Source organism: Roseivirga sp. 4D4, from assembly GCF_001747095.1.
Taxonomy (GTDB): domain Bacteria; phylum Bacteroidota; class Bacteroidia; order Cytophagales; family Cyclobacteriaceae; genus Roseivirga.
The window spans coordinates 3,238,508-3,252,200 of record NZ_MDGP01000001.1 but is presented as its reverse complement, the minus strand read 5'-3'; the positions used below and the strand labels follow the sequence as shown (position 1 = coordinate 3,252,200).

Below are 13,693 nucleotides of genomic sequence, written 5' to 3'. Positions count from 1 at the left end.
GCTAGTTGACTATAAAAAGTAATATTTTATGGCCGTAAACTCAAGTTTTAGACTAAGTATTTAGGTGAAGATTCTGCCTATTTGAACAAAGGCATTAGCTTCTCATTATCTGGGTGTTCAAAGAACTTATCGAACTCTAGAAAGTAGCCTTCTGGATCGAAGCCAACAAAGGCTTTATATCGACCTCCGGGTCCTTCTTCGAAGGCTCCCTCTCTTAGTTCAAAAGGTTCATTTGCTTGCACATATTGATACCAGCCATCAAGGTCTTCGATGATGAATGATACGGTAACGCCCTTTTCTTCGGTGAACTTGTGCATGCCTCTTCTTTCATCCACAAGGCCGATGAAGCCAGTATCCGTAGCACGATAGATTTTTGTCCAGCCCTGATCTGCGACCATTTCTAAACCCAAAACATTTTCGGTGAAACCCTGCATGGCCAATAGGTCCTTATAATAGAGCCAGGTGATTGCGCCATGGAAGCTGAGTTGTTTGGCATTGTAATTAATAGAGGTCTGTACCTCCTCATTTTGTTCTAAGTAAGGAACGAAAGCTTCATTTTCCTGATGCTGTTTGAACATCTCGAATTCTAATAGGTAACCCTCAGGATCGATAGCGACAAAGCCATCATGTGGACCACCTTCTTTGGGTTTGTATGTGTATTTAATCTCTACTCCCTTTTCTTGTAAGTAAGCGTACCACTCAGGCAATTGATTGGTCAGTAGTGCCAAGGCTACCGTTTTAGGCTCATCGGCACTGTGCATGCCTTTGGCAGCGTCCACCAAGATGAGCAAAGCACTGTCGGTAATTTTGATAATGCTCGCATTGTCATATTCCGTCAACAGCTCAAGACCCAAAGTTTCTGTATAGAAGGTTGTGGCTTTTGCCAAGTCTTTATAATAGAGAAAGACATTAGTCGCTTGAATATTAAAGTCATCTAAGGTTCTGTATGCGGTATTATCGGCAAGTAGTTTGTTGATTTTTCTAGGGGAATAACTTAGTAAACGACCGAACCTTCTTGAAATTTCCAGACGTTCCGCTTGGTCATACTTGTTCGATGAGATTAACCCTTCCTGGTCTTTCTTGAGCTGATCGTAAGCATACTTGGTATTTCCCTGATGCAAGAGAAGGACTTCCTTGCCTTCCACAATATCTTTCGGAAAAAGGGAAGTCTTAATCAAATCTGACTCTCTAGTAACCAACACATTATGGACTTTGGCAGCTTCCACCGCAAGGGGATAAAGCTTATCCATTTCTGTTGGTGTCATTGGCGAACTCAAGGCAAGCTGTTTGACCCCTGCATTTACCAATTCGGAAAAGGCCGATACGACCCCTAATTCTCGATCAAATTCTTCTTTTGTACTGCAAGCACTGAGTATAAGTAAGGCAGATAGTAGGGATAGGGCTTTTGTCTTCATGTTTAGTCGTTTTGGTTGCCTGAGAATAATGGGGGGTGTTTTTCATCGAAATCTGTGACTTCTTGATAGGCCTTGGCCAGTGCCAAAATACTTCCTTCATCATAAAGGTTGCCCACAAAGGTCATACTGGTGGGCCTACCTCGTTTGTCAAAACCAGTAGGTATGCTGATCACTGGATGGCCGGTTAGATTGGTGATAAAAAGTTGTCTTCCTCTAAATGTTGGGGCTATGATCACGTCATAATCCTTAAAAAGCATATGAATCTCATCTATCAACTGTCGTCTTTGACGATTGGCCTGCAGGTATTCGACAGCAGGAATTAGACGGGCCTGGCGCAGCGAGTTGGCTCTCGATCCATAGTGCTGTTCAACCATCTGATCTACTCCTTTTGACAGCACAAGGTCGTCAAAGAATGCGCCTGCTTCTGCTCGCAAGATAATGTCGAATACATTGTAGGGATAGTCCTTGGGCAAGGCGATCGGCTCAGGTTCAATTCCCATTTCTTTCAATACCTTAAGGCCTTCCCAGAGGTTCTTGCCTTGGTCCGAAGAATCTGCCTCGATGTCTTCCTTCAAATAAGCAACTCTAAGGTCTTCAGGAGCCTTCTTGACCTGCTCGAAACCTACCGAATTGGTGGTAGGATCCAGATCGTCCTTACCATAAATGGCGTTGAACACAATCTCAGTATCTTCTGCCGATCGGCATAGCGGCCCAACTTTATCCATTGACCAACTGAGGCTCATAACCCCATGCCTGCTGACACGGCCGTAAGTTGGTCTAAGGCCTGTAACACCATTTCGGGTGGCCGGAGAGGTAATGGAGCCTAGCGTTTCAGTGCCCAGCGAAAAAGCAACGAGCCCAGCGGATGTTGCTGAACCCGAGCCGGCTGATGACCCACTGGCACCTTGTTTGAGGTCCCAAGGATTTTTGGTTTTTCCCCCAAACCATACATCTCCTCTGGCCAAAGAGCCTGATACCAGTTTGGCAATTAAGACGGCCCCTTGTGCTTCAAGCTTCCTGACCACGGTAGCAGTGTAGTTTATCATTTGATTTTTATAGGGAGCAGCACCCCAAGTGGTAGGATAGCCCTCGACAGCCATTAGGTCCTTCACCCCATAGGGTATACCGTGGAGTATTCCTTTGTAATTACCAGCAGCAATTTGCCTATCTGCTTCACGGGCTTGCTTTAATGCAAGCTCCCGAGTGACGGTAATAACACTTTGCAATTGCCCATCATACTTTTCAATGCGGCTTAGATAGATATTAGTGAGTCTTTCGGAGGAGAGTTTTTTGGATTTGATTAGGCCTGCCAGCTCTGGAATGCTCATAAGGGCTATTTCGTCTTCCGAGGATGGCAGGGTTATATTTTCGGGAATGCTCCACTCGTTGCCTGTGGCGCTATGATCAGGCATTTTGTAGCCGGCTGGATGCGGATCGAAGAGTAGCGCGGGGAAGGTCTCATTGTCGGTTTCATATTTGCGAAGCGAATCATAACCAGACTTGTTCCTTCCCAGATAGCGATACATGGTATTGACCGCCTGTTTGTCAAACTCCAAGCCAACCAATTTTTGACCTTTCCGGACGTCTTTTTTAGAAAATCCATACTCTTGACTTTTACAGGCTGAGAATAAGCAAATGATGGAAATGGCAAGAAGAGAGAGGGTAGTATTTCTTAAGGTCATAGCTCAATATAAGCATTGAGCTGCAAAATGAATGGATGACTTTTTTTAGCCTCCTTTCAACAGGACAGGCGGCTGATTGTTTCTCACAGCAATTACCATTGATTGCCCATTAACTAAGATTGGTTGTGCCGATCGATACTCACCCCAAGTCTCGGGTGTATTCAAGGAGTAGTCTGTTTGAGGCTCAAAACTTCCCTCACCATTACCCAGGAGTAAGGTGATGGGTTTCGCATCAGAACGACCGTAGTCATTTCTGAAAGTGTAATTATTTCCAAAAACTAAAAGGTCCAAGTTGCCATCACCATTAAGGTCCTTTGTCACAAAGTCCATTGCGCTTGAAAACTGTGCCTCATCTGGCAATGCAATCGCTTCAAATTTTCCGTTGCCCTTATTGACAAATGCTTTTGAACTAAAGGTGTATGCTCTTTTGATCAAAGCCTGGCCTTTATAGTCATTGCCCAGAAGATCTTCTGGACCTTTGATTTGAGCATAAGACTTATAATCAGGATGCAGTTTCTTGATGCCCGCCATTTGTTTGATTAAGTCATCACGAGTGGCAAAAGGAGACTCAATACCTTCCTGATAGTGAAATACGAAAGGGTCTGTTTGGCCATTGTCATCGAAGTCTCTGAGATATAGATTCACGGGCTGATCGCCAGAGGCTTTGAGTTTGTTGTTTAAGCCTAAGTTACCCGCTACAAAATCTGGAAGGCCGTCATTATTAATATCAGTTGCTTTCAGACTAAACCACCATCCATCGGACTGATTGAAGGCATCAACGGCTTTGGCCTCGAACTTTCCTGTTCCATCATTTTCAAAGAGCTGGATGGGCGTCCACTCGCCAGCCACCAACAAATCCTGGTCACCATCTTGGTCGAAATCTATCCACTGAGAGGCATTCAGCATTCCTAGTTCATTGCTTTTGGCTATTCGCGTATTGATCTCATTTTTGAAAAGACCTCTTCCATTATTGATCAGCAAGTATTGCTGTGGATTTTTACCATAGGCTCCGGAAACAATATTTGACCCTACGAAGACATCCAGGTCATTGTCTCCATCAACATCAGCGATTGAAATCGTTTTGCCTTGTGATCCTATTTGGGGTAGGGCTGCAGGCGAAAATCGAAAATTGCCACGTCCATCATTGAGGTATAGCCTATCGTAGGAGAAGAGTTGACCTTCTTCAGACTCATTTCCTCCTGTACTTACATAAAGGTCTTGGTCACCATCCCCATCTGCATCGAAAAATTCAGCAGCAATATCTTCGGCCTTGGCCAGTTGAGTGAAAATAGGAGAGGACTGAGCTTTGAATGTTCCATTAGCCCGTTGTACCCAGAGTTGTCCAGCCTGATCACGGGCCCCTCCGAAGTATACGTCTTCCAGTCCATCTTGATTGACATCTGCTACGGCTAGCGCAGGACCTTCATGATTGAATTGCCTTGGAATTAGATACTCTCGATCAAAATCAGTGAAATCATCCTCCTTGTGCTCAAAGCCAAATGGATTCTTGGCCATGGAGAGTAATGAATTTGCTGTTTTGGTATTCAGATCATTTGTATTCTCAGCATTCTGATAGTCCAAAATCAATGTTTGATTGGCAGACTGATTCGTCAAGGTTTGTGTTTTTCCGTCAGGCCAGATTACCGTTAACTTATCAATGGTTTTCGCTTTTCCAAGACCAAAATGTAGGCTGGGGGCAACGCTCGACTGAAAGCCCCGGGTATTGAAGTTCTCCCTTGTTAATTCCTGATCATTGGTTCTAACTTTCACTTTTGCTCCAATACCAAAAGGGTTGAGCTTTGATCCTTTGAAATTCAACTTGAGGTAGCTATTGTCCTTTGATAGGTTCTCATAAATGAATGCTTCTTGTTCAATGTTGTTAATGACGAGTTCGAGATCTCCATCATTATCCAAGTCAGCATAAGCTGAACCATTGGAGTAGGTCGATTGATTCAAGCCCCATGTCTCTGATATGTCTTCGACCTTGAACTTGCCAAGATTGCGTCCGGCATAATTTGGAATCTTAACGGTAGGCAGGGTTTCTACTAAAAATTCCTCGAGCTCATCTTGACTTCTTTGTCGAACCTCATTTGATGTAGATTGATAATTGAGATAGTCCAAATCGTTTGGCCTTTTGTAAATACCATTGGTGATATGAATGTCTTGAAAACCATCATTGTCCATATCGAAAATTAGAGGGGACCAACTCCAATCTGAGGCATAGGTATTGGTAAAGAGGCTCAGGTCAGAGAATTGTCCATTGCCTAGGTTTCTCTGCAGGGTATTTCGTACATATTGATGTCCATAGCCATAGCCAAGTTTGATTTTGTAGACTTCAGATTTGTCTTCAACCACAGATTTTTTCCAGATTTCTGGATTTGAAGGCAACATATCAGTGGTGATGATTTCACCTAGTCCGTCATTATTTAGATCGGCAATTTCATTGCCCATGGAAAACCGGCTGGTATGTGAGATTCTTTGCTCTAGTTCTTCTTTGAAAGTGCCGTCTTGTTGGTTGATGTATAAGTAGTCGTTTTCCGTAAAGTCATTGGATACGTATATATCAGCCCATCCATCATTGTTGATATCGCTGATCGCCACTCCCAGTCCAAAACCAATAGCACTTGAATAAATTCCTGCTTGATCGGTGATGTCTTCAAAACCTTCCTTGCCTTGTGCTGCTTGGTTTTGAAATAGTCTGTCTCCTCCTTCATCAGGCTTAAAGCGAGTGCTTGCTTCGGCAAAAACTGCCGGATTTTTAATGGAGTGATTCAGAAGGTACATGTCCAAATCCCCGTCTCTGTCATAGTCAAAGAATGCCGCCTGAGTTGAAAAACCTTTGAAAGCCAAGCCATATTTTTCGGCTGATTCTGTGAAGGTATTGTCTCCATTATTGATGTAAAGCTCATTTCGGCCCTGAGCCTCTTTGTAATCACCTACCTGTGAAACATAAATGTCTAGCAAGCCATCAGCATTGACATCTGCCATGGCCACACCTGAGGACCAGGTCCCAGTTCCTGCTATCCCTGCGGATTCGGATATGTCTTCAAATTTTAAGTCTCCTTGGTTCAAGTAGAGTTTATTTGATGATTGATTTGATGTAAAGAATAGGTCAACGAGACCGTCATTGTTGATGTCTCCAGTGGCTACACCACCGCCATTGTAGAAGTAGAGGTATTCTAAAATATTGAAGTCTGCCGAAGAGGAGACTATATTTTTGAATGCCACACCTGTTTCTTCGGATGGGACAAGCCGAAATAAGGGTTCGGATTTTTCAACCGAGCAACTCAATACAATAATTGACAAAAAAAGGATCGAAAACCTGATGCGCATGGCCTAGAACTTATAGGCTTTAACGGCTTCGTTGTTCATGGCTACCAAGAGTACTTTTTCACCATTGATTTCACGAATTAGGAAATCCCTTACTTCCCCTTCAATAGAAAGGCCTGTTCCAGATTTCGAGAGGGCAGAGAAGTTTCCTTTTCCATCACCAATCAATAGGACACCGTAATTGGCATCATATCGACCGACTTGTGGCTTTGCTCGATGTTGATTACCTCCTAGCAATATGTCAGTCTTTCCATCTCCATTAAAGTCTGCGGTGCTGATCGCATAGGTGGGAGATAACTGAGCCTGAAGGGGTAATGCTTGGATATTGAAGGTGCCATCACCGTTATTAATCATGAGCGAACTGGCTAAATGAGTCGCCTCTGAAACCACGGCTTTTTCTAACTGCGCTGGAGAGAATATTTGTTCCATGGTTTGATCATTAAACGCTTCGTATTTAAGGTAGCGTTTCTTAATCGCTGGGATTTGCATTTGCAGCTCGTGCTTCAATGTGTATGGTAAATTCTTACCATCTACTATTCTGGTAAAGATTTGCTCTGGGCTACCGTTTTGATCAAAGTCATTGACATATAACTTAATCGGTTGTGTAGGAGAGGCCTTAAACCTGGAGTTGAGGCCATGGTTTCCAAGAATGAAGTCCATATCTCCATCGCCATCAATGTCACTTGCTTCTATTCTGTTATACCAACCACTAAAATCAGAGGTACCGGCCTGTGCTGAGCTATTGGAAAGCTTTCCATTATCATTTTTGAATACCGTTGGGTTCATCCATTCACCCACGACAATTAAGTCTTGGTCATTGTCATTATCTATATCACTCCATACTGCATCGGTTACCATACCCAGATCATTTAGTGCTGGAGCGATCTCTTCTGTAGCGTTTTCGAATCCGCCATTGCCATTATTCAGATAAATAAAGCTCGGTGCTGGTACGCCATATAAAAAAGGTCGAAGTCTGGAGCCTATGAATAAGTCAACGTAACCATCTCCATTAATGTCGCTTGATGCGACAGTGCCTGTACTCCAGGTGTTCGCTCCAAGCACCGGATCGTTAGCTTTTGTAAAGGACCCTTTGCCATTATTCAAGTAAAGACGATCAATGAATTGCATGGAGCCTAATCCAAATTCATTACCACCACTAGCTACGTAAAGGTCTTGATCACCATCATTATCGAAATCAAAAAACAGGGCATCGACATCTTCAGACAGGGCGTCTGACTTTATATCTTCTTGCTTTGTCTGCCTGTAGGATCCATTAGCACTTTGCACGTAGATGGAACCCCCTTGTCCTTTAGCACCACCGATATAGACATCTTCAAGACCATCACCATTGACATCTGCAGAAGCCATTCTTGGCCCCTCATTTGAGATCATATGGTAGGTCAATCGATCGCGATCAAAGTCTATATAAGTACTCTCCTTGTGGGTGTATGAAAAAACCTTGCCTGCATCAACTTGGCTGAAAACCACATCTACTTTTTCTTCTTCCTTACTTGATTCTTCGGTAGCATCCTCCCAACTGAGTGCGAGCGTTTGATTGGTTGGAATATTCCTCATGGTGGTGACTTTGCCATCTGGCCAAGTGACTTCGATCAAATCAACGCTTTCCAGATTACCTAAGCCAATGTTCGGTCTGGCGTCAACCGTAGATTGAAAACCTCTGATGGGCACTTGTTCTATATAGAATTGCTGATCACCATTGACCACACGAACCTTTGTCGCGATCGCAAAAGTGTTTTGCCCTTTTCCTTTTAGGTCAAACTTTAAGTAATGGTTGTTGGCAAGTTGCTCCCCGGCTTTGTTTTCGAAGATATTCGCTACAGCGTTGACATTGCTTACGACCAGATCTAAGTCCCCGTCATTATCCAAGTCCCCATATGCCGAACCATTTGAATGAACTGCCTCCCCTAATCCCCACTTCTGTGCTTGATTAGAAAATTTCAGGTCACCAGAATTTTTGTAAGCGTAGTTTGGAATGGGAGTGACCGGTATAGGATCAATCAGGCTTTTATAATTTACTCCATCTTGGTTTATGGCGTTGACTTTCGTGTCATTGTCATCGGCAAAATTCAAGTAATCAAGGTCTGTGATGTCTTGGTAGATGCCGTTAGCAACAAATAGGTCTTTCAAGCCATCATTGTCCATATCAAAAAATAGGGCGCCCCAGCTCCAATCGGTAGCTTCTACCCCTGCCAATCTGCCAACTTCGGTATAGGTGCCGTCACCATTGTTCAAATGGAGCATATTGCGAATAAACTGATGGTGATATCCATTTTGGATCCCATAGTTGTATCGATCATAACTTTCGAATGTGGTGACTTGCTTCAGTCTTTCGTCTGGCTCTGGCAGCATATCGGTGACGAAAATATCAGGGTTACCATCGTTATTAATATCGGCCATGTCTGCACCCATAGAGGCCTGACTTATGGAGCGCATGCTTGACTCCAATACTTCATCAAATGTGCCATCACCCTGGTTGATGTAGAGATAGTCTCTTTCGAAGAAGTCGTTTGATATGAAGATATCTAGCCAATTATCGGCATTGACATCACCCACCGTCACTCCCAGGCCAAAGCCAATGATACTTCCATAAATACCCGCGTCCTCGCTCACATCAGTGAATTTGCCACCATCATTCCGGTATAGTTTATCACCTCCAACTGCATCTCGTTTGGGCCTTTCATTCTTTTGAAGGTTAAAACTGCCGATCGCTTTATAGGAGTTGTTCAACAGGTATGCATCGAGATCTCCGTCCCGATCATAATCAAAGAAGGCCGCATGGGTTGAAAATCCTTTGTCCGCCAAACCGAAAGCTTCAGCACTTTCGGTGAAAGTGCCATCACCATTGTTTATGAAAAGTTCATTTTGCTTGTCATCGCCCGAGATATCACCGGAGTTACAGACATAAATATCAAGGAAGCCATCACCATTAATATCCGCCATACTTACCCCTGTGCTCCATGCCTTCTGTCCCGAGACCCCAGCCTGATCTGTAATGTCTTCGAACTTTAAATCGCCAAGATTCTTATAAAGCTTATTTGATACTCTATTACCAGTGAAGTAGATGTCCACCAAACCGTCATTATCAATATCACCAAGGGCCACACCCCCACCATTGTAGAAGTTTCTATAGGTGTAGATGTTGAATTCCTCATCAAATAACAGCTCGTTTTCGAATGATACGCCAGAGACGCTAGGCTCGAGTTTATTAAACAGTGCAGGTCCCGATTTATCGGGAGTAGAGCATGCTATTGTAAGGATGATCAGGCCGAAAAGTGAGGTTTTTATAGCGTTCATAAATCAGTTTTAGGACTTTTCGCTATTGATCTCATTCATTTTAACCAAGTCCGTAAAAACCACGGCTACAGAGGATATACTCTGTCTATATACCCTTATGCGCCTGTTGCCGTCCACTTTTACCCAAACTGTCTTAGAACCATCATCACTTACCATCTTGATAAAACCTTCTCCGTACCATGATTCCAATACATCAATAACCTCTTCCATCAAGTTCTCAACAGAAAGGTCTTCGTTCCAAAGGGACCAGTTGTTATACTTAAACTCTACGGGCATTTCGTAGATTCTTCCATCTGCGAACTTGGGATAGAAGTGCATGGATGTACTTTCTTTAAAGTACTCGCTAACATCATACTTAATTTGGTTCCCTACCCCATTGGTGAGTAGGCCCTTTTTATTCATTTCCCAGCAGTGAACAAAGAACTCCTTGGACTCCATTTGAAGACTGATACCTAGATAGAGGCTATCTTGACGTACGTTTGTGCTTAACTCCGTTTCCACTAGTTTTTGATACTCCGATTTTTTGGTGCAGCTAGTGTACAGACCTACCAGCATTAGCATCATTAAGCTGACAATTATCGATCTACTCTTCATTTATTACTTTTTTGTAGGCAAGGCTACTTTCATTACTTCTCACAAAAAGAAAAACACCTTCACCTCTTATCTCGATTTTCTTGATTTGGCGCGTATCATTTCGGACCAGAATACCAGATTCTGAGGGTTTTAGTGCCTTGAAATCTTCATTACCAAGATTGAGTAAAGTTAAGCCATATGAACCATTATTGATACCCATTTCAGGCTTCATTCGTGTTTGATTACCTCCTATGATCAGGTCAATTAGACCGTCATCATTAACATCCTCTGGAAGAATGCTAAAAACCTGTGAAAATTGGGCCTCTGCGGGTACAGGAACCTTCCTGAAACCTCCGTTAGGTTCTTGGAAGAATATGCTTGTTCTAAGCTCATTAGCCTGACTTTTTAAGGAATTGCCTAGTGTCTCTTGATCAAATATATCTTCGATAGTCTGATCCTTATAGCTTTCATGTTTGACATATTTTTTTCTCAGACCAGGAAGTTGCTTAACCAAATCCGGAAGTAGAACAATGGGGTAACTGGTTTCCCCTTCGAACTGCGTGATAATTTGCTCAATACTTCCGTTTTGATCGAAGTCGTTGACATAAATTGACAGTGGGTGATCAATATCTGCTTTTAATCGACTATTTAGCCCATGATTACCCGCGATAATATCAAGAAGCCCATCGTTATTCATATCCGCAATCGAAAGGCTGTGCCATAGACCTTTGGAAATCGGGATTTCTTCAACCTCAAATACACCCTGGTGATTGCTGAAAACCTTGATTCCCATCCATTCTCCAAGAACTATTAAATCATCATCACCGTCACCGTCAATGTCTGAAACGACCCCATCTGTCATCATTCCTACTTCTTTAAAAGAGGTGACACCTTTGACTTCATTAAAGGTCTGGTTGTTATTTTCATAAAGATGGATGCTTCCAGGTATGCCATAGGCGAATGGGGTGCTTCGCGTTCCTGAAACTAAGTCCAAGTCACCATCGCCATCAAAGTCAATGGGTTTCAAAAAGGCGGAACTTTCACTGACTGATTGGAATTGGGTCCATGGCATCCGTTCAAAATTTGCCTTGCCATCATTTAAGTAAATTCTGTCTTGTAGGACGGGGTCCAGAGCCCCGTATTCATAGCCTCCACTAGCGACAATCAGATCCAGATCACCATCCTTGTCCAGGTCGATAAAAGAGGCGTCAATATCTTCGGACAGCAGGTCCTGATTTAGAAGAGTAGTAGTGAATGATCCATCTACTTTTTGAAGGTGAATTTTACCTGAGAACCCTTTGGCTCCTCCGATGAATAGGTCTTCTAGCTTGTCACCATTGATGTCGCCAATAGCCACAGCCGGCCCCTCGTTAGAACTCATCTGAAAGAGCAGTCTATCACGATCAAAGTCGATAAATTGATTTTCTGTATGAGTAAATTCTCCTTGAATAGGGGTTTGCTTGAACACAGAAGCTTGAGAGGTTCTGAGATGAGATGGTTTAGCTTCCAACCTCTTTTTGGAGAGCACAATCTTCTGGTCAACTGCTACATTGAGTAACTCTGATTCTGAATCATCAGGCCAAGTGATTGCAATTCGATCAACCTTAGGTAGACTTCCCAAACCGAAGTGAAGGATATGGTCCATTGAAGACATGTATCCTTTGACAGGATGGAACTCTTTGGTGAGCTTCAATTCTCCGGAATAAACACTGACTTTCGTGCCGAACAGTTGGTGAGCTTCCAAAGATTCAAAGCCTAGTTGCAGATAATGATTCTCTGTGTTTTGGCTACTGAGGTTTCTATAAATGAGTGCGGGACTATTGATATTATTAACAATTAAATCAAGGTCTCCGTCATTGTCAAGGTCTCCATACGCTGCTCCATTCGAAAAGGCTTTATCTGTCAGGCCTGCTTGCTCAGCTTTGTCTTCAAACTGAAAGTCTCCCTGATTTTGAAAGAGGTGGTTTTGAAGGGGTACAGAAGGTATGGCATCTAGTAATTTCGTTACGACTAGACTATCGGCTCGATACTGCTCGAAAAGGAGCGTGTTATTTGCATAAAAGTTAATATAGTCTTGGTCGGTAAGGTCTTTGACTACACCATTAGCTACAAAAATGTCCGACTTACCATCATTGTCATAGTCAAACATCAGGGCTCCCCAGCTCCAATCTGTGGCATGTACACCTGCCTGCCTACTTATTTCACTGAAGACTACTTCCTTGTTATTTTCTGGGTTGATGCCAAGGTTCTGTTGAAGTGTATTCCTAGTAAACTGATGATGATAACCGCTATTAACGTTGGCTTGGTATTTATCCCAACTCTCAAAAAGTGTTTTGGTCTTGACTCTTTCCTGAGATGCTGGAAGCATTTCAGTGACATAGATTTCTGGATAGCCGTCATCATTGAGATCGGTAATATCCGCACCCATAGAGCCCATACTAGTTTCAGGAATGAGTTGTTCTAAAGATTCGGTGAAGGTTCCATCCTGATTGTTCAGGTATAGGTAGTCACGTTCGAAGAAGTCGTTCGAAACAAAAATGTCAGGCCAGTTGTCTTGGTTAATATCTGCTACCGTTACTCCGAGTCCAAAGCCAATGGCGCTTCCGTAGATTCCGGCTTCCTCACTGACATCAGTGAAAATTTCACCGTCATTTCGGTAGAGCTTATTACCCCCATTTGGGTCTCTTACTTCTCGTTGCCCTTGGCGAAGATCATACCCACCGACAGATCTGGTACTATTATTCAATAGGTAAAGGTCTAAATCACCATCTCTGTCGTAATCAAAAAAAGCGGCATGAATAGAAAGCCCGATCTCGTCAACGCCATACTCCTTGGCCTTATCTGTAAAGGTTAGGTCACCGTTATTAATGAACAGCTGATTGTATCTATGCTCTCCTTCTAAAGGACCAGATTTACATACGAAAATATCGAGTAGGCCATCGCCATTAACATCGGCCATTGACACCCCAGATGACCAGACGTTTTTGCAGGAAACACCGGCAGACTCGGTGATATCTTCAAATTGAAAGTTGCCCTTATTCAGATAGAGCTTATTATCAACGAGGTTGCCAGAGAAATAAATGTCCGTTAGTCCGTCATTGTTGATGTCGCCTAATGATACTCCGGCTCCATTGTAGAAGTTTTTGTAAGTATAGGCGTTCAGTTGCTCATCATATTCCAATTGATTTTCAAAATCTATTCCTGATTCAGAAGCACTGACTTTTTCAAATAGGGGAGCCTTGTCTCTCGACTTCGTACAGCCAAGGGTGATTAAGGATAATGAAAACAGTAAGTAGAACTTTAACCGATGAGGCATCTTACAAAGATGTGAAATATAGAGCAAAAAAGGCCCCGACTAATCGGGGCCTTTTCAATGAT

6 protein-coding genes are annotated in these 13,693 nt (G+C 43.1%); all 6 read right to left on the bottom strand.

Annotation, left to right across the window (positions count from 1 at the left end; translation table 11 throughout):
- Positions 1 to 77: 77 nt before the first annotated feature.
- The 6 genes from BFP97_RS20275 to BFP97_RS14220 all read right to left on the bottom strand — a co-directional run bounded on the left by BFP97_RS20275 (position 78) and on the right by BFP97_RS14220 (position 13,631).
- Complete coding sequence (locus BFP97_RS20275) at positions 78 to 1,415, bottom strand: VOC family protein (protein WP_083262575.1); 1,338 nt, start codon at positions 1,413 to 1,415, stop codon at positions 78 to 80.
- Positions 1,416 to 1,417: 2 nt separating this feature from the next.
- Positions 1,418 to 3,097 carry an amidase gene (locus BFP97_RS14240; RefSeq protein ID WP_069843064.1) on the bottom strand — a complete coding sequence of 560 codons (1,680 nt, stop codon included), beginning with the start codon at positions 3,095 to 3,097 and terminating at the stop codon, positions 1,418 to 1,420.
- Between the two features lie 45 nt (positions 3,098 to 3,142).
- Positions 3,143 to 6,325, bottom strand: coding sequence for a VCBS repeat-containing protein (locus BFP97_RS14235; RefSeq protein ID WP_255399463.1), 3,183 nt, complete (start codon positions 6,323 to 6,325; stop codon positions 3,143 to 3,145).
- Positions 6,326 to 6,433: 108 nt separating this feature from the next.
- Positions 6,434 to 9,742 (bottom strand): VCBS repeat-containing protein, encoded by a 3,309-nt coding sequence (locus BFP97_RS14230; protein ID WP_069843062.1) that lies wholly within the window; start codon positions 9,740 to 9,742, stop codon positions 6,434 to 6,436.
- Positions 9,743 to 9,751: 9 nt separating this feature from the next.
- Entirely contained in the window at positions 9,752 to 10,336 is a 585-nt protein-coding gene (locus BFP97_RS14225; protein ID WP_069843061.1) for a hypothetical protein, read from the bottom strand.
- Positions 10,326 to 13,631 (bottom strand): CRTAC1 family protein, encoded by a 3,306-nt coding sequence (locus BFP97_RS14220; RefSeq protein WP_069843060.1) that lies wholly within the window; start codon positions 13,629 to 13,631, stop codon positions 10,326 to 10,328. The genes BFP97_RS14225 and BFP97_RS14220 overlap by 11 nt, the downstream gene beginning before the upstream one ends.
- Between the last annotated feature and the right edge of the window lie 62 nt (positions 13,632 to 13,693).